The sequence below is a fragment of the Rhodobacter maritimus genome, assembly GCF_058747975.1.
Window position 1 is genome coordinate 1,424,867 of the sequence record NZ_CM179095.1, and the last position, 22,427, is coordinate 1,447,293.

Genomic DNA, 22,427 nt, shown 5'->3' on the forward strand with positions numbered 1-22,427 from the left:
TGCCGTCCGATATGACCGTTCTTGTTCCATCCTCGAACCCTGCCACGCATGCGCGCCGCGCGCACGGAAACAAAGTTTCCGATCACAACTATGAGGTTGCCCATGTCGACGCCTAAACACCCGAGTCTCGAACTGGCGCAGGCCATCATTGCCGTGATCGCGGAAAAAACCGGCTGCGAGGTGCGCGCAGCCGAGATCCATGCGTTCAGCGACTACCTCTCGGTCTCCGTGGCGCTCTCGGAGGACGGCGCGCTGGAGGTGGAGTTTTCCGATCCGCTCGATCCGTATGGCGCCCCGACTGACGACGATTCCGGTCAAGAGGTGATTCATGTCTGAGGCTGCGATGATCCGGGCCTTCATGGCGGGGCTTGTTGACCGCGCGGGCGGCGTCGATGCCGCCGCTGCGGTGATCGGCGCGCGCCTTGGCCACGAGGTGTCGAAGGGTTCGATCTCCAAGCGGTTGGCGGGTCAGCTGGACTGGCCGCTGATCGAGATCATGGCTCTGGAAGATGCGGTCGGGGACCGCTGTGTGCGTCGTTGGCTGGCCCGAAGCCTGCCGGAAGTGTCTGAGGGCCAGTCCCTGATGCAGGCCGCGGCCGATGTGGTGCGCGAGCATGGAGAGGCGATCAGCGCCGTGATGGATTTTGCCGCCGGGCGCGACTGCCGGGCGAAGGCGCGGAAGGAAGTCGCGGACGCCGTCATAGCCAGCAACCGCCTGGCCGCTTTGATGGAGGGCGATGATGGCTAATCGCAGGCGCAGACCAAGTGATTTTCGCACCGACATGGCCCCCTGGTCGCGATGCGTTGCCGAATTGATCCGGCTGGCCAATGCCCTGCCAAAGCCCGAGGGCCTGGACCGGCTGCGGGCCTTTACCTCGGCCACGCGGGATTTCTGCGAAGAGGTCGAGCGGATCGAGGATGACGTTCTCGTCGTCACCATGGTGCCCACGGCGCGGACGCTGGAATTCCTCGATGACCTGCGCGCGCGGGCGGGGGCGGCACCATGACCCGCCGGAACCTGATGGCGATCCTGCGCGGCGGCTACTGCACCCGCTGGCATGCCAACCCCGATATGGCCCATATCCGCGAGACTTTGGCCGAGCATCACGCGCGTGTGGCGCAGATCATTCTGGCCCTGCACCCGGATCCGATGCTCGATCTGATCGACGCCGCCCTGCATCACGATGCGGGCGAGCCGACGGTCGGAGATCTGCCGCAACCGTTCAAGGCCTCGCACCCCGAACTGGCCGCCGCCCATGCTGAGGCTGAAGATGTGGCGCTCGAAAGGATCGGCTGCCGGTTCGACCTGTCCGGGGATGACCTGAAATGGCTGAAATTCGCGGACCGGCTGGCAGCCTATGCCCATGCCGCACAGGTCGCGCCCGCGCTTCTGCGGCGCGATGACTGGGTTAATGCGTGCATCGGTTTGAGGATCCTCGGCTCGGCGCTTTTGGGTGACAGGGGCGCGGCCGAGGTTCTGCGCCAGGTCGAAGGGAGGGTGTGATGACCGCGCTCTCCTATATCGATTTCCTGCGAGCCAAGGCGGCGATCGCGCCGAAGTTTGGCGGGCTGTCGATCGAGGAAGCGGATCTGAACCCCGCCCTGAAGCCGCATACGCGCCGCATGGTGGCCTGGGGCCTGCAGGGCGGAAGGCGGGCTTGGTTCGCCAGTTTCGGGTTGCACAAGACCGCGACGCAACTGGAAGCGATGCGGGTCATCTGGCGGCAGACCAATCGGCCGGTGCTGATCGTCGCGCCGCTCGGCGTGCGACGTGAGTTCATCCGAGAGGCGGCGGAGCGCTTTACCGGCGAATTTGCGATCGACCTGCGCTTCATCAGGTCCGACGCCGAGGTTGATGGCCCGGCGGTCTACCTGACCAATTACGAGACGGTGCGCGACGGCAAGCTGCGCCCCGATCATTTCGAGGGCGTCAGCCTGGACGAGGCGGCGGTGCTGCGCGGCATGGGTGGAACCAAGACGTTCCGGACGTTCATCCGCACGTTCATGGACGTGCCCTACAGGTTCGTCGCCACCGCCACCCCAAGCCCGAACGACTATATCGAGCTGCTGTCCTATGCCGGTTTCCTCGATGTGATGGATATCGGCCAGGCGAAAACCCGGTTTTTCAAGCGCAACAGCGAGAAAGCCGACCAGCTGACGATCATGCAGCACAAGGAGCGCGAGTTCTGGTTGTGGGTGGCAAGCTGGGCGCTGTTCGTGACCCGGCCCTCCGATCTCGATCCGGGCTTTGACGATACCGGCTATGACCTGCCGCCGCTCGACGTGAACTGGCACGAGCTGCCGACTGATCACCTCGCCCATGCGGTGACCGAGAAATCCGGCCAGATGCGGATGTTCCGCGATAGCGCGGTCGACCTGCAAGGGGCGGCAAAGGAAAAGCGCGACAGCCTGCCGCAACGGATCGGAAAGCTCATGGAGCTGCGAGCCGAGGATCCATCGGCGCATCGGATCATCTGGCACGATCTGGAGGCCGAGAGGCTGGCGATCGAGAAGGCGGTCCCGGCCGTGGCCTCGGTCTATGGCAATCAGGATCTGGACCTGCGCGAAGGGATCATCGGGGATTTCGCCGATGGCCGCCTGTCCGAGCTGGCCGCAAAGCCCGTGATGCTGGGCTCGGGCACCAACCTGCAGCGGCATTGCGCTTGGCATGTGTTCCTCGGGATCGGCCACAAGTTCAACGATTTCATCCAGGCAATCCACCGACTGCGGCGCTTTGGACAAACCGCGGCGTCGGTGCGGCTGGATCTGATCTACACCGAGGCCGAGCGGGGCATCCGCCAGAACCTCGAACGCAAGTGGAAACAGCACAACGAGATGGTGGCGAAAATGGTGGAGATCATCCGCGAATACGGCCTTTCGGAAATCGCCATGATGCAGGCCCTGCAGCGGTCGATGGGGGTGGAGCGTGTCGAGGCGCATGGCGCGCCCGCCGTCGGAACAGACGAACCGCTCTGGCGGGCGGTGCACAACGATTGCGTGGAAGAGGTGCGCAGGATGCCCGCAGATTCCGTCCACCTGATCGTCACCTCGATCCCGTTCTCGACCCAGTACGAGTATTCCCCCAACTATGCCGATTTCGGGCATACCGATGACGACGCTCATTTCTGGCAGCAGATGGATTTCCTGACGCCCGAGCTGCTGCGCGTGACCGAGCCGGGGCGGTTGGCCGCGATCCATGTCAAGGATCGGATCGTTCCGGGCGGCATCAACGGGTTCGGGTTTCAGACGCTTTCGACACTGCATTGCGACTGCATCCGGCATTTCGCCCAGCATGGCTGGGCCTATCTCGGGATGAAAACGATCACGACCGACGTGGTGCGCGAAAACAACCAGACCTATCGCCTGGGCTGGACCGAACAGTGCAAGGACGGAAGCCGGATGGGGTTCGGCGTGCCGGAATACCTGCTCCTGTTCCGCAAGCCTCCGTCCGATCGGTCGAATGGTTATGCCGATGCGCCGCCCTCCAAGGACAAGAAGTTCTGGGACAGCGAGGCGAAGGCATGGATGAACGAGGGCGGCTATTCGCGCGGCCGGTGGCAGATCGACGCGCATGGCTATACGCGGTCCTCTGGTGACCGCCAGTTGACGCCCGAGGAACTGGCAGGCCTGCCGGCGGATGCGGTCTACAAGGTCTGGAAGGCATTCAACTTGGATGCGGTCTATGACTTCGAGCATCACGTCAGGATCGGCGAGCATCTGGAAATGTCGGGCCGTCTGCCCTCGGATTTCATGCTGTTGCCGCCGCATTCCAGCCATCCCGATGTCTGGACCGATATCGCCCGGATGCGCACGCTGAACGGGCTGCAGGCCGCCAAGGGCAAGGAAATGCACCTTTGTCCGTTGCAGTTCGATATCGTCGACCGCGCCATCGCCCAGTTCACCATGAAGGGCGAATTGGTGCTGGACCCGTTCGGCGGGCTGATGACGGTGCCCTACCGTGCGATCAAGCAGGGCCGTAGGGGGATCGGGATCGAGCTGAACCCGGGATACTGGCGTGATGGCGTGACCTATTGCGAGGCGGCCGAGCGCGAGATGGCGACGCCGGGCCTGTTCGACTTTCTCGATGCCGAAACTGGCAATGGTGAAAAGGGCGATGCCGAAGCGCCCGGGATGGCGGCGGAATGAGCGCGCGTCGGAAAAAGCCCGCGGATGCCGGGCGGATTATTCGGGCCGCGCAGGCGGCCGAGCGCCTGGCCCCGGTGTTTCACCCGCTCTGGTCATCTGCCGATGACCACGCAGTCCTGAGCGCGCGGGCCGCGGGCGAGAATTTCACGATGATCGCAGCCCGGTTGGGTCGGCCGCGCCTGGCGGTCGAGCAGCGTTGGCACCGTCTGCGGATGGTGCGCGATGCGCTGCGGCTGCTTGAGGCCTATGGCCTGTCGGATGAGCCATATCCTGAAGATACGGCGGTGAGCTATGGCTAAGGCAAAATATCGAGATATCGAGGTGCGCGGAACGGTCTATGCCGACGCCAATGCGGCGGCGGCCGCGCTCGGAGTATCCCCACAAACCGTAAGAAATGCTGTGCGAAGCGGTCGGACGCATCGTGTCGGGACGGGGGAAAGTTGGCCCGAGCCCCTACCTGTCCGCGTACGAGGAAAAGTCTTTAAGTCGGCGCGTGCGGCGGCGGCGCACTTTGGTGTCAAGCCGCCCGCAATCTATCGTGCAATCCTGCAAGGACGTGAGGATCGGTTTCTGTTGCCCAGAAAGCAGCGAAACGGAATGTCCAAGCCCATAACCATCGGACCGTTGTCGTTTTCATCGATGGATGAGGCGGCGCGCGTCCTCGGGTTCAAGCAGGGATACGTTTCGAGGTCGCTGCGAAGTGGCCGCACCTCGGCGATAGAGCGCATCCTTGGCGCCGCGATGCGAGAGGCGCGCAGGCGGCAGATGCAGGCGAGGAAGGAGGGGCCCGATGGCTGAACGGTTGGATCAGGTTCTACCCAGCGATGAGCAGGCGGCAGCGATGATCGCTAGCCTCTCGCCCGAAGCCTACGCGGCATGGCGCGCCGTCTGTCCGATGATCGGCACCGATGGCAATCGCTTCATCGCAGCACTGGTCGAGGCCGCTTGCGTCACCGCCCTGGCCGCAGGTTGCGACCCGGTGGATTTCGCGCGGGGCGTCAAGGTGATCTGGGATGATCGCGCGGCCGAGTTCTTCGGCACCGGGCGCGTGAATTGATCAGGGGCGATGGGCAGGATGGCTGAGGCAGAACGACTTATGCGGCTGGTCGATACCGACGATCTGTTTGAATACCCGATCCCGTCAGGCGAACGGTTGGACAGCCATTTCTTCATCGCCTGGCGCTTCGACTGGTGGCTGCACTCCGAATTTCGCCTGCTGGCGGACAAGGAGGTCCGCGCGGTCGGGTTCGATCTGTTCAACATCGCGCAGAAAGAAGATCCGGTCGGCACGCTGCCGGTGGACGAACGTCTGCTGGCGCGGCTGGCAGGGGAATCTCTGGAAGAGTGGCGCCGGCTCATGGCGCGGCCGATCGGGCCGCTCTACAACTGGAAGCCCTGCCGCAGCGACAGGGGCCAGCATCGCCTCTATCATCCCGTGGTTCTGAGGATCGCGCAGGATGCGCTTGGACTGCGCGAGGACAGGCTGGCAAAGCGGGATGCTGACCGTGAGCGCAAGCGGATGGAAGCGCTGCCAGACAAGATGCTGCGCGCCGGCGCGCCCAAGCGGATGACCGAAGACAAGGTCATCGTCTTGCAGTTCGACCAGTTCCTTGTCGATCATTTCGATACGCTCGGGCAGCGCCGCCCGACCCTGATCCGCAAGGCGCTCGAAGCATTCTCGCTGGCGCAGGAAGGCATCGACTGGAAGGCCGAAATGGACGGGTGATTTTCTTCCGCGTTTTTTCCAGCGGAAGGAACTCGGAATTCCTGCGGAAGGAACTCGGAAGGAAATCGGAAGAAAACCGGAAGGATTCGGATGGATTTGGCACGTTTTGCGCCCTCTTCGCTCCGAAAAATTCCGCTCTGATAAGACAAGAGAAGAAAAGACAAAAAAAGACGTTCCGAAACCGCCCAATACCAGCCGGGCCGCGAGCCGAGGCCGCAGGGCAGATGCAAAGAAGGAGGTGAGACCGATGGACAGTGCTGAACAGGCAACGGGTGAGAAGAGGGTCAGGAATGTGCTGGTTGAACCGCTGCTGCGGCGCGGATTGGCGAAGCCGCCCAGCCTGACCAAGGCGCAGTTTGATGACATGGTGGCGGATCTCTGTGCCCGGCTGGCCTACATGAACGATGCCAACCTGATGGCGCTGGAAGAGCAGGTGGCCTCCAATCCGGGCGGCAAGGATCGGGATCGCCTGCCCATCGCCAACCGCATCCTCGAATGGGCCGCGCAGATCCAGCCGCCGGGCGACGATGCGTCTCCGCTGATCCGCGCGGTATTTTCCAACCATCTGGGGCTGGATGCCTTGGCGGGCGGATGGGCGCCCGAGCTTCTGGCCGAGTTGCGCCAGACCCGCCGCTGGCCCGGCGCGTGGTCTGTCAAGACCGTAAGGGACAAGGCCGAAGGCCCGGTGCGCCAGTTGCGCGAACTGGAGGCGCGGTTGGCGCGTGGTGACACCCTCGATCCCGCCGAGGATCAGTGGCGGACACGGCGGCTGGCGTTGATCGCCAAGTGCCAGAGGATCGCGGATCTCGGACAGGGGGGCGTGGCGTGATGAACGATGCAACCATCGAGGATATCGGCGCCTGGCTGATCGACCATGGCCACGAGCGTGGTCTGGCCGCGACGGCCGCCATCGTGCTGCGCGCCGCGCGGGCCGAGGCCGTGGCCATCCTGTCGCGGGCGATTGCCGGACTGGCCGGGTCGGTGCGCCGCTCGGCCGAGGCCGCGCGGATCTCTGGCATGCTAGCCGCTGCCACGCCGCCCGAGGATCTCGCCGCAGCACCCGTGGCCCCGGCCCGTGGCGCAATGCGGCTGGTGGACAATATCGAGCGGCTGCCCGGCGGGGCCCGGCGCCGATCCGGCCGGCATGGTCTGGTTCTCGATCAGCTGACGATCATGTGCCGCCAGGCGTATGAGCGGCATCAGGCCAGCGGCAGTGCTCGGGATTTCGTTCCACCGTTCGAACCCGCCCATATCGCCATGGCCCTGCGCTATCAGGCGCTGGTCGAACGGCACGATGCGGCAGGCATGAAATGCGCAAGCGCCGAGGTGCGCGCGGTTGCTGCCTCGGGCGGTGGCGGGGATTTCGTGGCGGCATACCTGTCAGAAAGCCGGGAACTGGACATGATCCGTCAGCGTATCGGCCCGGGCATCGCACTGGATGTGCAGCGGGGCAGGGGTGCGCGGCGTGATATCACCGATCGTGCACTGGTCGATGCCGTATGCCTGCACGGCATGGATCTGACGGCCGTTCTGCGGGCGCATGGCTGGGCGCCTAAGGGTGGGCAGCGTGAGGTCTTGCGCTGCGCCTTGGCGGCTGCGCTGGACAGGATGCAGGGCTACCACCAGAAAGGGGCTTGACGCTTAAGTCCGCCGCGTGCATCTTCCTTGTCATCATCTACAGGTGCGCCCGACGGTAAGACCGTTCGGGCGCTTTCTGTATCGGCCTGCAGGTCCCGAAGACCTGCGGTCTGTTTTCTCGGCATTCTCCGGCGCGCCCGCCGACAGGCGCGGATATATCGGCCAGCTGCAGCGGCGGGGCGGCTGGCCACCTGTCTGGTAGGGGGATGCGGTGCGCTTCGACATATCCTCGAACCTCGACGAGGTCCTGAAAGGGCTGGACGACTTCACCACGCGGCAGGTGCCGTTTGCTGCGGCCATGGCGCTGAACGATACCGCGGAAGACGTGAAGATCTCCGAAGAGGAAGAGATCGAGAAGAGCATCGACCGCCCGATCGGCTTCACCAAGCGGGGCATCTACAAGACCCGGGCGAGCAAGTCGAAGCTGGTGGTGGAAGTCGGGGTGAAGCGGATACAGGCCGGATACCTGGTCTGGCAGGTCAAGGGCGGAACGCGCGGGCCCAAGCGCCGGGCAATCCCGGTGCCTGTCGGCGTGGTGCGCAATGCTTATGGCAACATGCGCAAGGGCGCACTGGCCAAGATGCTGGCGCGTCCCGATGTCTTCATCGCATCCGAAGGGGCGCCAAAGACGAAGCACCTGCCGCCGGGCATCTATCAGCGCGGCAAGAAGGGTAAGCGGAAAAGCAAGTCCGCGGCGCGTGGTGGCGAGTATGGCACCAAGGGCAACAACTGGCAGGGCAAGGGCAAGAAACGCTCGACGATCAAGATGTTGGTCGCATTCGAGAGTAGCGCCACATATGAGGCCAAGCGCCTCGACTTCTACGGGGCTGCCGACAAGAAGGCCAAGGCTGAATTCCGAAAGAACATCGAAAAGAGGCTGGCCGAGGCGATCAGAACCGCCAAATGACCCGCGCGGGTCCTTCCAGGCGGGACCGGCACGCGGGTAATTCGCGCCCCGGGGGTTCCGCCCCGCTAAACGAAACAGAAAGCCTTAACCAGCTTAACCATTGATCGGAAAGGAAGATGGCTGATCTAAACACGACGCAGCTGGCAGAACGGCTGTCCGTCTCGAAGGCCAGGGTCAGCCAGTATGTTGCCGAGGGGAAGCTGGAGGGCTGCTATTCGGGCGACGGCCGGGCCCGGCGCTTCGATCTGTCAAAGGTGGCCGAAGCCTTGGGACGGAAGCTCGACCTGGGCCAGATGACTGGCAACGGTCTTTCTACGCGCCGTGCGATCCGCGACATCGAGAATGATGATGCGCCGTCTGCTGCACCGCTTCGGGATGGTGGTGAGCTGTCACCGCGCGATCCTGATCGACTTGAACTGGCGACTATCCAGATCAAGGAGGAAGAGGCGCGCCGCCGCCGCCGGGACAACGAGCGGGACGAAGGGCGGTGGGTGCTGGCCGAAGAAGTTCAGCGACACACCGCCCGGGCGATCTCGAGGGAGATCGGCCAATTCGAAACGGTTATCCGTGATGCGGCCCGAGCCGTTGCCGATCAGTTCGGTGTCGATTTCCGCGAGGTGCGCAAGGTGATGATGGATCAATGGCGCCAGCATCGCGGCTCCCGCCGTGACGGGCTTAGGCAGGCGGCCGAACAGGCAGACCTGTCCGATGCCGAGAAAGACGCAACGGTCTGACATGGGGTTCCTTTCTTCGGCCGAGGCCGCGGTGCTGCATGGAATCGCAGATGCGATGGACCCGCCGCCGCCGCCAGACATTACGCGCTGGTGTGAAGAGAATATCGTTTTTGACGAGAGGTCGCCGTTTCCCGGGCACTTCAGGATTGACCGGTTCCCCTTCCTGCGGGAGATCCACGAAGTCCTGAGCCCGGAACACCCCGCCCGCGAAGTAACCGTTCGGGGAAGTGCCCAATGGGGCAAGACCGTGTCGGTGCTGAACCCTGCATTGGCGGCATGGCACGAATATGGTCCGCTCGACAGCCTGGTCGTCCATCCGACCACCTCGGCCGCGACGGAGTGGGTCCGCACGAAATGGATGCCGATGCGGCGGTCAGCGCCAAGCCTCCGCGCGATCTTCGGCGATGGCCGCGGTGAGCAGACCGACACGTTGCACAATCAGGAGACCATCCGGAGAGATGGCACGCTGAAGGTGGTCAGCGCCGGATCGCCCGACGATCTGGCCGGCACCACGCGGAAGTTCGTCGCGATGGACGATGTTGCGAAATTCGAGATGACCCCGAAGGGCGACCCGGAGAAACTGGCCGAAAGCCGGGCATCAGGGTTCGAAGACGCGAAGATCGCGCGGATCTCGACACCGCAGATCGCGGGCACCTGCCGGATAACGCGGGCCTTCAGTCGATCGGACCAGAGGTTCTACCATGTCCCATGCCCGCATTGTGGGAACATGGCGCCCCTGACCTGGGAGAACTTTCGGCGCAATATTGACCCGGAACGGCTGCACGCAGCCTGCTTCACCTGCGACAGCTGCGGCAGTGTCATCGGCCATCAGCATAAGGTCGCCATGGTCGCGGCCGGAAGGTGGGTGGCGCACAACCCGCGTGGAGATCATCCGGGTTTCCATCTCTGGCGCGCCTATGTTCCACAGCGGGATTGGGCCTCGATCGCCGTCGAATACGCGCAGGTGATGGGGTGGACCGGCGTCCAGGCGCGGATCGAAACCGAGGAAGAGGCCAAGGACAAGGTCGAGGCCGAGACCGAACAGACGTTCTTCAACGATGTGCTGGGGCTACCCTACGAACAGGCATCGAAAGGGCCGGACTGGGAAAAACTGCGCGACCGCGTAGAAAATGCCGAAGAAGGCCAGTATCTGCCAAAGGGGATCGTGCCAGCGTGCGGCGTGCTGCTGACCGCCGGCGTGGACTTTCAGGGCGACCGGATCGAGGTGACGATCTGCGCATATGGCAGGAACTACCGCCGATGGGTCGTCGATCATATCGTGATTCCGCATTACATCGGCGACCAGGAGGGGCGCGAAGCGCTAGATGCGCTCCTGAAGGCAACCTGGCGCACGGAACTCGGGTTGCGGTTGCCGCTCGATATGATGGCGGTCGACGAAGGAACGTTCACGGCCGACGTGAAGGACTGGGCCAAGCGGCACCCGTGGACGCGGGTCATCATGGTCAAGGGTGGATCGTCGGCGAACGGTCCGGTGCTGCGCCCGCAGCAGGATCGCAAGGACAGCGGGCGCGCGATGCGGGTTCAGCGCCGCCGCTGGATCGCAAATGTCAGTCAGTTGAAAGCGGACTTCTATGGTTGGCTTGCGAAGGAAGATCCGCAAGAGCGCGGGTTCGTCGCCTTCGCGGTCGGAATGGGCGACGAATACTACCGCCAGGTGACGTCCGAAGTGCGCGTCCTGAAGCGCGCGTCGTCGGGCACGATGGTGTCGAAATGGGAGCTTGTCGAAAGCACCCGGCGAAACGAATGCCTCGACACCATGAACTATTCCGAGGCGGCTGCCCGTAAGAAGGGATGGGCCGCAATGACCGACGAACAGTGGGGCAAGCTCGAGGCGGATCGCGGGATCGCGCCGCCGGATGCGCAGCCCGATCTGTTCGATGCGGCGATGCCGGCTGTGCCGCTTTCGGAGCAGGCGATGCCCGCGGAGCCGCGCGAGGCTCCGGTCCAAAGGGAGCGGAAACCTGATCCGAAGCCGGTGCCAGAAGATCGGCGCGGCTGGATAGGCGAAACCAAGGATGACTGGATTTAGGAGGGCGACAGATGAGCTACACCGCCGAAGATATCGCCCGACTGCGCGCGGCCATTGCCAAGGGCGCGAGCCAGGTGAAGATGGGCGAAGAACAGGTGACGTTCCGCAGCCTGGCCGAAATGCGCTCCCTGCTGTCCGAGATGGAAGCCTCGGTAGCCGGGGCGGGTTCAGCCAGTCGCCAGCACTATCCGCAGTTCGTCGAGCGGCCGTGACATGAACCTGCTTGACCGAGCCATTGCAGCCTTCAGTCCGAGGGCCGGGTTGCGGCGCGCGCAGGCGCGCGCGTCGCTCGATGCCATGATGCATTATAAGGCCGGGTCCATCACGCGGCGGAGCGGGTCGATCAGGCCTGTTGCTGGCGATGCTGACGCGGTAGCGACCTTCGCCCGGCGTCAGATCATGCTGGCCGCTCGCGACGTGGTCCGCAACAACGCGGTGGCCGAGCGTGCCGTGCAAGTGCTGGTCAATAATATCGTCGGCACCGGGATCGAACCGAAGCTGATTTCGGACAATGACGGTCTGCGCGCTGGCTGGCCCGCGGTGAAGCGGATGCTCGACAGCACCGTGATTGACGCTGATGGCAGGTCCACGCTTGCCGGGATCCAGCGCATGGCCGTGCGGGCAATGGTGGTGGATGGCGAAGCGTTGGTGTTGTTCCCCGATCCGCTCACCAACGGCCAGTCGTTCCGGGTGCGGGTCCTCGAAGCCGATTATCTGGACGATCGGGTGCAGAGCCGTTGGGCCGAAACCGGCAACGACATCTATGACGGGATCGAATATGGGCCTGACGGCCGCGTGGTGGCCTATCACATCTATGATGAGCATCCCGGCAGTGCGGTCTGGCATCAGGACTGGAAGGGGATGACATCCTCGCGCGTAGACGCTTCGCGCGTGGTGCACCTTTACCGTTCCGACCGGCCGGGACAGCGGCGGGGGGTAAGTTGGTTCGCGCCGGTGCTGGACGATCTGGTCGCCCTGGCAGACAACGACGAAGCGCAGCTGATGCGCCAGAAGATCGCCGCGTGTTTCGCCGCCTTCTGGAGAACCGACAAGGAGCCAGGTGCGTCTGGTGTCCCGACCAAGCTGGCGCCCGGGCTTATTCAGCAGATCGGATCGGATGACGAAGTGTCCTTCGCCAATCCGCCTGATGTTACGGGTTATGACGATTTCGCCCGGATCCATCTGCGCCGGGTATCCGGCGGGCTTGGCATTACCTACGAGGCCCTGACCGGTGATCTGACCAGTGTCAATTTCTCGTCGGGCCGCCTCGGCCGGATCGAGATGGGCCAGAATGTCGAGGCATGGCAATGGTCGCTGGTGATCCCGGTTCTCTGCAACGCGATCGCGCGCGAGCTTCTGCGTTCCTGGCTGCGCGAGGATCCGCGCTCGGGGCTGGCACTGAAAGCGGCGAGCATTGGCTGGACGCCACCGCCGCCGGTGATTGCTGACCCGAAGACAGAAACGCAGGTCTCCGTTCAGAAAATCGAGGCAGGTCTGTCCAGCCGACCGGCTGAAATCCGCAAGCTTGGCTATGACCCTGCCGAAGTCGATGTGGAAATCCGCCGCGATGAAGAAATTCGCCAATCGCTGGCTGCTCTGAAGGCGCCGGCGGTTTCCGCCGCCAAGGCTGAACAAGACGAGGAACAGAAAAATGAATGAGCTCTTGCTTTACGGCACGGTCGGATCGTCCTGGTGGGACGAGGAGTTCTTCACGGCGAAGACCGTAAGAGAGGCCCTGGCAGGAATGTCGGGGCCTTTGACTGTCCGCATCAACTCGGGCGGGGGCATCGCGACTGAGGGTCAGGCGATCTACACGGCGCTGCGTGGCTACGACGGGCAGGTTGATGTCATCGTCGAGGGCGTTGCCGCGTCGGCCGCAAGTCTGATTGCCATGGCCGGTGACACGATCACCATGACGCCGGGTGCCCTCATGATGATCCATGACCCGGCCAGCTGGTATATCGAAGGGCGCGGCACCGAAGATGACCACCTCAAGGCGGCCCAAACTCTGGGCGTTATCGCCAATGCCTATGCCGGAATCTACGCAAAGCATGCCGGGATCAGCGTCGATGATGCCCGCGCGATCATGAAAGCCGAAACCTATTACGATCCGCAGGGCGCCTATGATGCCGGCTTCGCGACAGCAATCGACGAAGACGGCGACGAAGCTGCGCCTGCCGCCTTCGATTACCGCATCTACCAGCATGCGCCCGCGCGCCTGCTGTCCGCCGCGGGTGCGATCCAGCGCCAGCGGACCCAAGCCGAGGTCTTCGCCATGATGGCGGGAGCCGCAACGCAACCAGCCAAAGGAGCGAAAGCCATGGCGAAAACCAAACCCGCCCCGAAGGGCAGGATCACGGCCTCGACCGCTGCGGACGAGGATGAAGTCACCGCCGCAGAAGAAGAGGAAGATACCTCGACCACGGCCGAAACCGAAGATGAAGTCACCGCTGAAGAGCAGACCGACGCCGAGGACACCACGGCGGAGGAAGAAGACGGTGACGAGGAGAACCCTGATGAGGACGGCAATGACGATGCCGTTGCCATCATGGACCTGGTGGAAATGCACGGCGACCCGATCGGTGTCGCACGCGATTTCCTTGCCAGCAACGCCAGCGTGGCGACCGTGGTCGCCCACTACCGCAAGAAAGGACCGAGCGTGACCAAACACAAGCCCGGCGGTGCGACCGCCCGGATCACGCGCGATGAGCGCGAAACCCGCCGCATCGGCATGACCGAGGCGCTTGCCGCACAGATCGGCCGCCGCGATCCCAAGGATGACCGGGCGCGGCCCTTCATGACCATGTCTCTGGTCGAAATGGCAGCGATCAGCACCGGTTACAAAGGGTCGATGCGCACCGCCTACGAGCGTGAGCAGGTCTTCATGGCGATGCATACGACCAGTGACTTCCCGCTGTCGCTGCAGAACGCGCTCAACAAGGAGCTCGACAACCGCTACCGCGAAGCCGAGCCGACCTATCGTCGGATCGCGCGCCAGAAAACCTTCCGCGATTTTCGCCCGCATCCGATGATCCGCCCCGGTGACTTCCCGATGCTTCAGCCGGTCGGCGAGGGTGGCGAAATCAAGTATGGCACCATCGGTGAAAAGGCCGAAACCGTTGCGCTGGCGCCCTATGGTGTCGCCATCTCGATCAGCCGTCAGACCCTGATCAACGACGATATCGGCACCATTGCGGATATGATCGCCGATCAGGGCCGGGCAGTGACGCGGTGGGAAGACAAGACCTTCTACGAGATGGCCCTTGGCGGCGCCAATGGCGATGGCCCGACCCTGACGGAAACCACGCGCCAGGTGTTCAATACGACGGACAAGACCAAGGCCAGTGCGGCCGCCGCGATCAGCATCGCCTCGCTTTCCGCTGGCCGCGCCGCGATCATGACCAAGCAATCGGTTGATGGGAATGATCTCGGGCTGCTTCCTGCGATCCTCCTGGTCGGTCCCAACAAGCTGACCGAAGCGCAGCAGATCGTCGCGCCGATTCAGGCGGATCAGGCTGGCAACGTGAACCCGTTTGCGGGCCGTCTCGAAGTCGTTGCGACGGCGAAGATCACCGGCAGCGCGTGGTATCTCTTTGCCGACCCTGCCGACGCGCCTTGCTTCGTCTACGGCTACCTCGAGGGTGCATCGGCCCCTCGCGCGCGGATGGAAGAGCCGTTCGGCCGCCAGGGCATGCAGATCAGCCTCGAACACGATTTCGGTGTCGGCGCGATCGATTACCGCGGCGGCTGGAAGAACGCCGGCGCCTGATTGGCGCTGACATGACCTGACGAATGGGCGCCTGCGGGCGCCCTTCGTCGTTTTCATCATCCAGAAAGGTAAATCCAATGGCGAAGAACTTCATTCAGCGGGGCGAAACCGTCAGCGTGCCCGCCCCGGCCGACGTGATCAGCGGCGCTCTGGTCAGGGTCGGCGTGCTGGTGGGTGTGGCCCAACATGATGCCGCTTCCGGAGATCCGGTCGAACTGGACCTTACGGGCGTATTCGACGTGCCGAAGACTTCGGCGCAGGCCTGGACCGTCGGTGCGGCAATCTACTTCAACCCGACTTCGGGCGAGGCAACCACCGCCACCACGGCGGGCAACGTGTTCATCGGGGTGGCTGTCGCCGCTGCCGCGAACCCCTCCGCCATTGGCCGTGTCCGCCTGAACGGCTCGGCGCCGACGGCCACCACCTGATGACGTCGGTCTTTGACGGCATGGCTGGGCTGCTGAACGATGTGTTTGGCGGCCCTGTCATGCACCGCCCGCGCGGTGGGGTGCCGCAGTCGCGACACTGGGTCTTCAGGGAACCGCCGGTCGAGGTGATGGATGATGACGGTCATGCTGTCCTCGACATCATCCCGGTCCTGCGGGTGCCGGGATCTGAAGCGGCACTGGTCTCGATCGGTGACCAGGTCGATCCCGACAACGGCAAGACCTATCGCATCATCAACCGTCAGCCGAGCGGCAGCCCGGCGGCTGACGCCGCGGTCATCTTCGGACTGGAGCTGGTGTCGTGATCCACTACCGCGCCAGATACCGCGCCGCTGTGCGCGCCGCGATCGAGGGATATTCCGAGTTTCTGGATTTCACCTTCCTCCCGGCATGGTCGCAGAAAATCGACCCCTCGCAACTGCCGGTCTTCGGGGTGTCGACGCCTGCGGAATCGTCGTCCAGGCAGGGTGGGGACACCGTGCACAGGATTACCACTGTGCAGGTTTCGGTGATGATCCTTGCCGAGGATGACATCGAGGCCGAGCTTGATGACCTCAGCCTGACATTGGAGGCAGTGGCTTTGACCGCCCTGGAGCCAGTCTCGCACATTGTCGAACTCAGCCGCACCCGTGCGGTGCCCGAGGCCGGTGCCGAGCAGAAGATCGGCACGCTCCTCATGGAGTTCAGCGTCACCCGCTTTACCGACGCGGGTTCCGCAACCTGAAAGCATCTTTCCCACAGGAGAAACGGATATGCCCAAACAGGCAGGCCGCTTGGCCACCTTCAGTTCTGGCGGAACCCCCATCGCGGGGGTGCGCGTCACCAATATCAACTGGAACGGCACGCCGATCGATGTCACCGATCAGAACGATGCCGGGATCCAGACGTTCCTCAATAGCGTCATCGCCACCGATACGCTGGAGCTCAGCGTGGAAGGCCTTGAAGAGGATCAGGTGATCCGCAAGGCGGCCCTCAAGAACGGGGAGACCGCGAAGTTCTTTGCGGACGCGGAATTCGCCTTCCCGAATGGCGATGAGATCACGGGCGATTTCATCCTCACGGCCTATTCCGAGGGCAACCCCTACGACAACGCCACCACGTTCACCGCCACCTTTGTTCGCAACGGTGCGCATGTCTTCACCGACGCGCCGGTGGGTCCCTGATCATGGCGGGCTTTGAGGACGTGACGCTCTCCTGGGCGGGCCGGGACTACGTTGTCCCGGTCAACCGGGTGATGGGGCTGCTGTACTTGATCGAGAACACGTTGATCGGCGACAGCGACGAGGATGCGATGACTGTCCTCATGGATGGTCGTCGCCGGGTTCCGATCGCATCGGCGTTCGAGAAGGCACTGGCCTACGCGGGTGCAGAGTTTCCGCCCGGCGAAGTCTATCTGTCGGTGATGCAGAGCCTCGCCGAGGATCGTGCTGATCACGTCAAGCAGATGTTCGAGGCGACCATGAACCTGCTCGCCGTTCTGGCGCCGCCGGTTCATGCGCAAATCACGGCCAGAGAACCGTCGGAGGATGGTGAAGCTGGAAAAAAGTAACAGGCGGTCTGGTTCGTAGCCTGCACCGCATTCTCGTCGGACAGGGCTGGGTCGGCGCGACCGAGTTCTGGTCGCTGCCGCCGGGACAGGTCTGGTGGATCATCGAGGATCGCATGCCACGCGAGGCGGTCGCCTCCCGTGCTGATCGCGACACCCTGCTGCACATGCTCAGAGAGGCAAAGAAGAATGTCCCTGCCCGAACTTAAGTTCCGCATGGGTGCCGATCCCTCTGGCGTGGAGCAGGGGGCGGCACGCGCGAAGCGCAGCATCAAGGATGTCGACAATTCGTTCGGCGACATGGCGAAGCGGGCCGCCAAATTCGGGGCCATGATGGCGACGGCATGGGCCGCCTTCAAGACGGCGGCGGTCGCGGCCGGCGTTTCGGCCGCGAAGACGGCGGTTGAAATCGACAACCTGTCGCGGGTGGCCAATACCAACACGACGGAATTTCAGAAATGGGCGATCGCTTCCAAGACGGTCGGGATTGAACAGGAAAAGCTGGCCGACATTCTGAAGGACATCACCGACCGCGTCGGGGAATTCCTCTCGACGGGCGGCGGCCCCATGAAGGACTTCTTCGATAATATCGCCCCGAAGGTCGGCGTGACGGCCGAGCAATTTGCCCGCCTGTCCGGGCCAGAGGCGCTGCAGCTTTATGTCAGCTCGCTTGAGAAGGCGGGCTTGTCGCAGCAACAGATGACCTTCTACCTCGAGGCGATGTCGGGCGACCTGACCCGCATGATCCCGCTGCTTCGCAATGGCGGGGCAGAGATGAAGCGGCTGGGTGATGCTGCTGAAGACGCGGGTAACATCCTTGGCCGGGATATGATCGAGGGCGGCAAAGAGCTTGATCGCGTGTTCGCGGAGATCGCGGATACGCTGCGCACCTCGGCCACCAGGGCGATCCTCGAGCACAAAGACGAACTGCTGGCACTGGCGAACTGGATTTCGAACACCGTCATCCCGGCGATTTCGGACCTGTTCGCCAAGGTCGGAGAAACCTGGGAGGCCTTGCAGCCAGCAATTCAAGCGTGGCGGGATTTCGGAAATGCCATTGGCAGGGCGATGGGCCTTGCTTCGGCCTTTGATGGCGCAACTGCTAATACCCCGAATTCCACTGAGGCTGATCTTCTGGGACAGGATGAAGAGTGGGCCAGGCAGGACAGGTTGAGTGGTGGGCAATCTACTACGGGCACCTGGCCGCTCGATGAGAACGGAAACGTTCTTCTAGACGACGGCACGACCCTTGAAACAAAGGTTACTCCACCAACTTTTTCCGGTTCGAGTGGCAGCAAGGGTAGCAAAGGCGGCGGCGGCCGTGGCGGCGGCGGTGGTCAGGATCGCGGACTGCGCGAGCTTGAGCGCCTGCGCGAACAATACATGACCGAGCAGGAATTGCTGGACGAGCATCTGGCCGCGCAGCTTGAAAAGCTCGAGGAATTCCGGGCTCGGAAGCTTGCGGGCGAAGAGGAGCTGGCCGCGCTCGAGCAGAACATCCGCGAAGATCACCACGACAAGATGCGCGCCATCGAACAGGCCGCATTGCAAGAGCGTCTGGCCGCCTGGTCTGGCGCGCTTGGCGATCTGTCGGCGCTGATGAACAGCGAGAACAAGAAGATGTTCGCGATCGGGAAGGCCGCAGCCATGGCGCAGGCCATCGTCGATGGGTGGTCGGCGGCCACCACGGCCTACAAGAAGGGTATGGAAATCGGCGGTCCCCCGGTTGGCGCGGCCTTCGCCGCGATGTCATTGGCACGGACCGGCGCGATGCTGGCGCAGATCCGGGCCACACAGATCGGCAGTGCCAGCTCGATGTCCGGTGGCGGCGGAAGCAGCGCGGCGCCGGCCGCCGCAACCCCGGCCGCTGCGGCGCCCAGCACCTATGTGAACGTCTCGCTTACCGGCGGCGATCAATACGGTCCCGGGGCAATCCGAAGCCTCATCTCGCGGATCAACGAAGAGATCGAGAATGGTGCGAACATCAAGGGGATCAAGGTAGTCTGATGGCGATCTATTTCCAACCCGGCTATGCGCTGCCGGACGGCGATCAGCCCTTGACGCACGCGCGGATCGGACATGCCGGGAACTGGCTGGCCGGGGGCGTGGCCGACGCGTCCGACACGCTTCTGGGCTATTTCGAAGGCGGCCCGATGAACAGCCTCACCTATGAGCGATGGATGCCCGCGTCGCTTCCGGCCGTGTGGTGGTATGAGCATACCGCTGTCGCCGAGGCCGATTATTGCGGGATCGCGGCGCACACGGCGGGCAGTTCCGGCAGCACGCTTGTCATCGAGTATTTCGACGGAACCGACTGGCAGGCCATCATGACGGTGGTGCCGGTCGACGATGCGCCCATCTTCTGCATTTTCGAGCCGCTGGTTGCACAGTTCTGGCGCGTGACGGTGCAGGATGCGGAATGTGAGATCGGCGTCATCCGCTTCGGCAAGGCTTTGCAGATGCCCCGGCCGATCTATAGCGGTCATACGCCTGTCGATCTTGCGCGCCAGACCCTGCTGCGGTCAAACTACAGCGAGACCGGCGAATTTCTGGGGCGTTCCAGGCAACGCCTGCAGCTCGCCACCAGCTATTCCTGGGCACATCTTACCGCGCCATGGGTGCGCGCGAACTGGCCGTCGTTGCAGCGCGCCATCGAGGCCGAGCCGTTCTTCCTTGCCTGGCGTCCACAGACCTTCCCGGAGGTCACCTATTGCCAGACAGACGCGGCGCCCGTGCCCTCCAATATGGGCGTGCGCGACATGATGCAGGTCGGTCTTTCGGTGCGCGGGTTGGCCTATGACTGAGACCACGGTGGGCCGAGAGGTCATCCAGATCGTCGAGTTGCGGCAGCCTCTCTGCGCGCGCGTCTACGGCACCGCGCCGTGCACTGCGACGGGTGCGGGCGATGAGAAGTGCTTCAATACGCGCGTGACCTGCCAGGTTCCTGAGGCCTTCAGCCTTGGCACGCCGCTGAGCCTGTTCTTCTCGCGCGGTGGGGTCGCCGACAAGGTGCCCGGCGTGCCCTACATCATCCCGTCGCTGGTCAGCGTGTCGACCGCGCCGACGCAGATCAACCTGGCCGGATCCAACCTGGACCGGCAGGGCCTTGGCAGCCGTGCCGTCTGCAACATCACCTTCATGGATCATGCCCACAGCGACCGGGTCGTGGATCCCTACAAGGAAGAGCGCTCTTGGGATGCGCTTTCGGGGGCGCGCGGATCGTTCTGGACCCGGTGGCGGGCCAGAAACCAGTATCGACAGAACGTCGTGATCAATGTCTACGAGGGCTATGCGGGGCAAACGCTCGGCGAGATGGTCAAGCGGACCTATTTTTTGCAAAGCATCTCGCCCCCGAATGCCGGCGGTCAGGTCACGCTGACGGGAAAGGACATTCTGTCGCGCCTCGAGGAGCGGAAGGCGCAGATCCCCATCGCCTCGCCGGGGCGGCGCCCGGCGCCGTTGACGACCGCTTCCTTCAGTGACTTCACGGCAACCAACTGCGTGATCGCTGACTACCCCTCCACCGGCTATCTGCGCATCGACAAGGAGTGCTTCTATTACTCCGGCCGAAATCAGTTCAACGCAAACACGGTGCAGTTCACCGGCGTGCAGCGTGCGGTGCTTGGGACGGTCGCCGCGACCCATGACACCGATGCGGTCGTTCAATCGGTGTATCGGTTCACCGGACAGACGGTAGCGGATGCCTATCGCAATGTCCTGAGGGACTACGGCAACATCCCGCAATCGTGGATGGATTATGCGAACTGGGTGATCGAAGGCTCGACCTATCTGACCGGCTATCAGCTCTATGGCTATATCACCGAGCCGACATCGGTCTCGCAGATCATCTCGGAGATATCGATCCAGACCCTCTCCTACCTCTGGTGGGACGAGCGTGCGGCACTGATCAAGATGAAGGCGGTGCGGGGTGCCGATGTGCTGCCGCCGCTGCTGACGGAAGAGCTCAACATCGTCGAGGACAGCTTCTCGCTGCAGGAAATGCCACGCGAGCGGGCATCGCAGGTCTGGATCTATTATGGCCAGCGGACCCCTGTCGAAGGGTCTGAGGACGCGAAGAACTACAAGCAGCTCGCGATCAACGCGAACCTCGAGTCCGAGACGGATGAACTCTATGGCGAGCCCTCGATCCGAAAGATCTTTGCCCGCTTCCTGACGTCAACGGCGATCATCGACTCGGTCGCCTCGAAGACGATTACGCGATACGTCGATATCCCGCATGCCTGCGAGTTCATGCTGGATGCGAAGGACCGGCAATATTGGGTCGGGGATTCGGTGCGGATCAGCCATCACCTGGACGTCAAGCCCGACGGCACAAGGCTGGTTCGAACCTGGCTGATCACCTCGGCGGAAGAGGTCGTCCCGGGCGAGCTGGTCCGTTACCGGGCCGAAGACACGTCGCTCTACGGTCTGATCTACTACGTCATGGCGAATGGTGCGGCGGACTATCCGGGCCCCGGCCTCGGGCCTGAAAAGCACTGCTACATCGGAAACAACCAGGGCCTTCTGTCGGACGGAACGCCCTGCGGGAGAATTAGCTAATGGCAACCTGGCGCACCATCGCGAACGGGGAGATCGATCTTGATAGCCCCGTCACCCAGCAGCTTCTTTCTGCGCTGCGGGACAATACCGTTGCGGTCACTGAAGGGGCATCTGGCGCCCCGCGCGTTCAGGACGCCGCGCTGCATACGACCGTGACAACGGCTGGCCGGAACTGGGTTGCGAACAGGGTGGAAGTGAGCACGGTAGCCGCCCGAACGGTATCGATCGGGGCGGGCGGAGTTGGCAGCTACGCAATGCTGAGGGCAACGGCTTCGTCCGTCTCATACTCCGCAGGGAATGCGGTGGCCGGATCGGCACTCCGCTATTCGGACGCCTCCGGTCGATACACCACGCAGACACCAACCGGGACATGGCGGTGCCTTGGGAATATTCAGGGGAATGGTTCCGGCACCGGTGCCGCGCCGGAATGCACAACAGTCTTTTTGAGGATCAGCTGATGCCCGAACTGACAGACGTCAGAAACCCGCGTTACAACCACATGGGCACCATCGACTGTGAGCGTGACCACCCGATCTTCGGCTGGATCCCGTTCACGGCAAGCCCCGACGATGTCGAGGAGCATGGCCGCGCCATTCACGCGGCGATCATTGCATCGGGCATGCCGATCGCGCCCTATGTGCCGCCCGAGCCGCAGCCCGATCCCGTCCCGCCGGTGATCTCCCGCTTTCAGGCGCGCGCGGCGCTGATGGATGCAGGTCTCCTGGCCGGGGCCGAGCTTGCGATCGCGGACGCAGGGCCGCTTGCGCAGCTTGCCTGGGCCGAGGCAACCGAATGGCACCGAGACAGCCCGACCATTGCGGCCATCGGTGCGGAACTCGGCCTGACCGAAGCGCAGATGGATGATCTGTTCCGCGCGGCTGTGCTGATCACGGCGTAATCTCGGA

The 22,427-nt window shown here is 63.5% G+C and carries 25 protein-coding genes; all 25 read left to right on the plus strand.

Annotation, left to right across the window (positions count from 1 at the left end; genetic code table 11):
• Positions 1 to 102: 102 nt before the first annotated feature.
• The 25 genes from AC4PTO_RS07220 to AC4PTO_RS07340 all read left to right on the plus strand — a co-directional run bounded on the left by AC4PTO_RS07220 (position 103) and on the right by AC4PTO_RS07340 (position 22,420).
• Positions 103 to 336, plus strand: a complete 234-nt coding sequence (locus tag AC4PTO_RS07220) for a hypothetical protein (RefSeq protein ID WP_492733055.1) — start codon at positions 103 to 105, stop codon at positions 334 to 336.
• Positions 329 to 748, plus strand: a complete 420-nt coding sequence (locus AC4PTO_RS07225; RefSeq protein WP_492733056.1) for a hypothetical protein — start codon at positions 329 to 331, stop codon at positions 746 to 748. The genes AC4PTO_RS07220 and AC4PTO_RS07225 overlap by 8 nt, the downstream gene beginning before the upstream one ends.
• 34 nt (positions 749 to 782) lie before the next feature.
• Positions 783 to 1,007 carry a hypothetical protein gene (locus AC4PTO_RS07230; RefSeq protein WP_492733057.1) on the plus strand — a complete coding sequence of 75 codons (225 nt, stop codon included), beginning with the start codon at positions 783 to 785 and terminating at the stop codon, positions 1,005 to 1,007.
• Complete coding sequence (locus tag AC4PTO_RS07235) at positions 1,004 to 1,504, plus strand: YfbR-like 5'-deoxynucleotidase (RefSeq protein ID WP_492733058.1); 501 nt, start codon at positions 1,004 to 1,006, stop codon at positions 1,502 to 1,504. Before AC4PTO_RS07230 ends, AC4PTO_RS07235 begins: the two co-directional genes overlap by 4 nt.
• The gene (locus AC4PTO_RS07240; protein ID WP_492733059.1) at positions 1,504 to 4,146 is read left to right on the plus strand and encodes a DNA methyltransferase; all 2,643 of its coding nucleotides are present in this window, start codon (positions 1,504 to 1,506) and stop codon (positions 4,144 to 4,146) included. The genes AC4PTO_RS07235 and AC4PTO_RS07240 overlap by 1 nt, the downstream gene beginning before the upstream one ends.
• Positions 4,143 to 4,445 carry a hypothetical protein gene (locus AC4PTO_RS07245; RefSeq protein ID WP_492733060.1) on the plus strand — a complete coding sequence of 101 codons (303 nt, stop codon included), beginning with the start codon at positions 4,143 to 4,145 and terminating at the stop codon, positions 4,443 to 4,445. The genes AC4PTO_RS07240 and AC4PTO_RS07245 overlap by 4 nt, the downstream gene beginning before the upstream one ends.
• A 491-nt stretch (positions 4,446 to 4,936) precedes the next feature.
• Positions 4,937 to 5,203, plus strand: coding sequence for a hypothetical protein (locus tag AC4PTO_RS07250; RefSeq protein ID WP_492733061.1), 267 nt, complete (start codon positions 4,937 to 4,939; stop codon positions 5,201 to 5,203).
• Positions 5,204 to 5,221: 18 nt separating this feature from the next.
• Positions 5,222 to 5,872 carry a hypothetical protein gene (locus tag AC4PTO_RS07255; protein ID WP_492733062.1) on the plus strand — a complete coding sequence of 217 codons (651 nt, stop codon included), beginning with the start codon at positions 5,222 to 5,224 and terminating at the stop codon, positions 5,870 to 5,872.
• A gap of 247 nt (positions 5,873 to 6,119) precedes the next feature.
• The gene (locus AC4PTO_RS07260) at positions 6,120 to 6,701 is read left to right on the plus strand and encodes a hypothetical protein (RefSeq protein ID WP_492733063.1); all 582 of its coding nucleotides are present in this window, start codon (positions 6,120 to 6,122) and stop codon (positions 6,699 to 6,701) included.
• Positions 6,701 to 7,510 carry a hypothetical protein gene (locus AC4PTO_RS07265; protein WP_492733064.1) on the plus strand — a complete coding sequence of 270 codons (810 nt, stop codon included), beginning with the start codon at positions 6,701 to 6,703 and terminating at the stop codon, positions 7,508 to 7,510. Before AC4PTO_RS07260 ends, AC4PTO_RS07265 begins: the two co-directional genes overlap by 1 nt.
• Before the next feature lie 211 nt (positions 7,511 to 7,721).
• Complete coding sequence (locus tag AC4PTO_RS07270) at positions 7,722 to 8,417, plus strand: hypothetical protein (protein WP_492733065.1); 696 nt, start codon at positions 7,722 to 7,724, stop codon at positions 8,415 to 8,417.
• 116 nt (positions 8,418 to 8,533) lie between these two features.
• A complete protein-coding gene (locus tag AC4PTO_RS07275; RefSeq protein ID WP_492733066.1) occupies positions 8,534 to 9,151 on the plus strand; it encodes a hypothetical protein in 618 nt (205 codons plus the stop codon).
• 31 nt (positions 9,152 to 9,182) lie between these two features.
• Positions 9,183 to 11,201: a phage terminase large subunit family protein gene (locus tag AC4PTO_RS07280; protein ID WP_492733067.1), complete on the plus strand. Its 2,019-nt coding sequence runs from the start codon at positions 9,183 to 9,185 to the stop codon at positions 11,199 to 11,201.
• Between the two features lie 11 nt (positions 11,202 to 11,212).
• Entirely contained in the window at positions 11,213 to 11,413 is a 201-nt protein-coding gene (locus tag AC4PTO_RS07285; RefSeq protein ID WP_492733068.1) for a phage head-tail joining protein, read from the plus strand.
• 1 nt (position 11,414) lies between these two features.
• Positions 11,415 to 12,860 (plus strand): phage portal protein, encoded by a 1,446-nt coding sequence (locus AC4PTO_RS07290; protein WP_492733069.1) that lies wholly within the window; start codon positions 11,415 to 11,417, stop codon positions 12,858 to 12,860.
• 4 nt (positions 12,861 to 12,864) lie between these two features.
• Positions 12,865 to 14,970 carry a head maturation protease, ClpP-related gene (locus tag AC4PTO_RS07295; protein ID WP_492733070.1) on the plus strand — a complete coding sequence of 702 codons (2,106 nt, stop codon included), beginning with the start codon at positions 12,865 to 12,867 and terminating at the stop codon, positions 14,968 to 14,970.
• Positions 14,971 to 15,047: 77 nt separating this feature from the next.
• A complete protein-coding gene (locus AC4PTO_RS07300) occupies positions 15,048 to 15,398 on the plus strand; it encodes a DUF2190 family protein (RefSeq protein ID WP_492733071.1) in 351 nt (116 codons plus the stop codon).
• A complete protein-coding gene (locus tag AC4PTO_RS07305; RefSeq protein WP_492733072.1) occupies positions 15,398 to 15,721 on the plus strand; it encodes a head-tail joining protein in 324 nt (107 codons plus the stop codon). Before AC4PTO_RS07300 ends, AC4PTO_RS07305 begins: the two co-directional genes overlap by 1 nt.
• Positions 15,718 to 16,140, plus strand: a complete 423-nt coding sequence (locus AC4PTO_RS07310) for a hypothetical protein (protein WP_492733073.1) — start codon at positions 15,718 to 15,720, stop codon at positions 16,138 to 16,140. The genes AC4PTO_RS07305 and AC4PTO_RS07310 overlap by 4 nt, the downstream gene beginning before the upstream one ends.
• Positions 16,141 to 16,168: 28 nt before the next feature.
• Positions 16,169 to 16,579, plus strand: coding sequence for a phage tail protein (locus tag AC4PTO_RS07315; protein WP_492733074.1), 411 nt, complete (start codon positions 16,169 to 16,171; stop codon positions 16,577 to 16,579).
• A gap of 2 nt (positions 16,580 to 16,581) precedes the next feature.
• A complete protein-coding gene (locus AC4PTO_RS07320; protein ID WP_492733075.1) occupies positions 16,582 to 16,965 on the plus strand; it encodes a hypothetical protein in 384 nt (127 codons plus the stop codon).
• 186 nt (positions 16,966 to 17,151) lie between these two features.
• Positions 17,152 to 18,969, plus strand: a complete 1,818-nt coding sequence (locus AC4PTO_RS07325; RefSeq protein WP_492733076.1) for a hypothetical protein — start codon at positions 17,152 to 17,154, stop codon at positions 18,967 to 18,969.
• Positions 18,969 to 19,766, plus strand: coding sequence for a hypothetical protein (locus tag AC4PTO_RS07330; protein WP_492733077.1), 798 nt, complete (start codon positions 18,969 to 18,971; stop codon positions 19,764 to 19,766). The genes AC4PTO_RS07325 and AC4PTO_RS07330 overlap by 1 nt, the downstream gene beginning before the upstream one ends.
• Positions 19,759 to 21,522: a hypothetical protein gene (locus tag AC4PTO_RS07335; RefSeq protein WP_492733078.1), complete on the plus strand. Its 1,764-nt coding sequence runs from the start codon at positions 19,759 to 19,761 to the stop codon at positions 21,520 to 21,522. Before AC4PTO_RS07330 ends, AC4PTO_RS07335 begins: the two co-directional genes overlap by 8 nt.
• A gap of 457 nt (positions 21,523 to 21,979) precedes the next feature.
• On the plus strand, positions 21,980 to 22,420 hold the full coding sequence (locus AC4PTO_RS07340; RefSeq protein ID WP_492733079.1) for a hypothetical protein: 441 nt from the start codon (positions 21,980 to 21,982) through the stop codon (positions 22,418 to 22,420).
• Positions 22,421 to 22,427: the final 7 nt, after the last annotated feature.

Bases quoted from the DNA above. Each gene is read 5' to 3' on its own strand.
- AC4PTO_RS07330 (WP_492733077.1), top strand. From the start codon at position 18,969: ATGGCGATCTATTTCCAACCCGGCTATGCGCTGCCGGACGGCGATCAG.
- AC4PTO_RS07320 (WP_492733075.1), top strand. From the start codon at position 16,582: ATGGCGGGCTTTGAGGACGTGACGCTCTCCTGGGCGGGCCGGGACTAC.
- AC4PTO_RS07315 (WP_492733074.1), top strand. From the start codon at position 16,169: ATGCCCAAACAGGCAGGCCGCTTGGCCACCTTCAGTTCTGGCGGAACC.
- AC4PTO_RS07220 (WP_492733055.1), top strand. From the start codon at position 103: ATGTCGACGCCTAAACACCCGAGTCTCGAACTGGCGCAGGCCATCATT.
- AC4PTO_RS07290 (WP_492733069.1), top strand. From the start codon at position 11,415: ATGAACCTGCTTGACCGAGCCATTGCAGCCTTCAGTCCGAGGGCCGGG.
- AC4PTO_RS07325 (WP_492733076.1), top strand. From the start codon at position 17,152: ATGTCCCTGCCCGAACTTAAGTTCCGCATGGGTGCCGATCCCTCTGGC.
- AC4PTO_RS07230 (WP_492733057.1), top strand. From the start codon at position 783: ATGGCCCCCTGGTCGCGATGCGTTGCCGAATTGATCCGGCTGGCCAAT.
- AC4PTO_RS07240 (WP_492733059.1), top strand. From the start codon at position 1,504: ATGACCGCGCTCTCCTATATCGATTTCCTGCGAGCCAAGGCGGCGATC.
- AC4PTO_RS07265 (WP_492733064.1), top strand. From the start codon at position 6,701: ATGAACGATGCAACCATCGAGGATATCGGCGCCTGGCTGATCGACCAT.
- AC4PTO_RS07235 (WP_492733058.1), top strand. From the start codon at position 1,004: ATGACCCGCCGGAACCTGATGGCGATCCTGCGCGGCGGCTACTGCACC.
- AC4PTO_RS07275 (WP_492733066.1), top strand. From the start codon at position 8,534: ATGGCTGATCTAAACACGACGCAGCTGGCAGAACGGCTGTCCGTCTCG.
- AC4PTO_RS07250 (WP_492733061.1), top strand. From the start codon at position 4,937: ATGGCTGAACGGTTGGATCAGGTTCTACCCAGCGATGAGCAGGCGGCA.
- AC4PTO_RS07285 (WP_492733068.1), top strand. From the start codon at position 11,213: ATGAGCTACACCGCCGAAGATATCGCCCGACTGCGCGCGGCCATTGCC.
- AC4PTO_RS07260 (WP_492733063.1), top strand. From the start codon at position 6,120: ATGGACAGTGCTGAACAGGCAACGGGTGAGAAGAGGGTCAGGAATGTG.
- AC4PTO_RS07305 (WP_492733072.1), top strand. From the start codon at position 15,398: ATGACGTCGGTCTTTGACGGCATGGCTGGGCTGCTGAACGATGTGTTT.
- AC4PTO_RS07225 (WP_492733056.1), top strand. From the start codon at position 329: ATGTCTGAGGCTGCGATGATCCGGGCCTTCATGGCGGGGCTTGTTGAC.
- AC4PTO_RS07245 (WP_492733060.1), top strand. From the start codon at position 4,143: ATGAGCGCGCGTCGGAAAAAGCCCGCGGATGCCGGGCGGATTATTCGG.
- AC4PTO_RS07300 (WP_492733071.1), top strand. From the start codon at position 15,048: ATGGCGAAGAACTTCATTCAGCGGGGCGAAACCGTCAGCGTGCCCGCC.
- AC4PTO_RS07340 (WP_492733079.1), top strand. From the start codon at position 21,980: ATGCCCGAACTGACAGACGTCAGAAACCCGCGTTACAACCACATGGGC.
- AC4PTO_RS07335 (WP_492733078.1), top strand. From the start codon at position 19,759: ATGACTGAGACCACGGTGGGCCGAGAGGTCATCCAGATCGTCGAGTTG.
- AC4PTO_RS07255 (WP_492733062.1), top strand. From the start codon at position 5,222: ATGGCTGAGGCAGAACGACTTATGCGGCTGGTCGATACCGACGATCTG.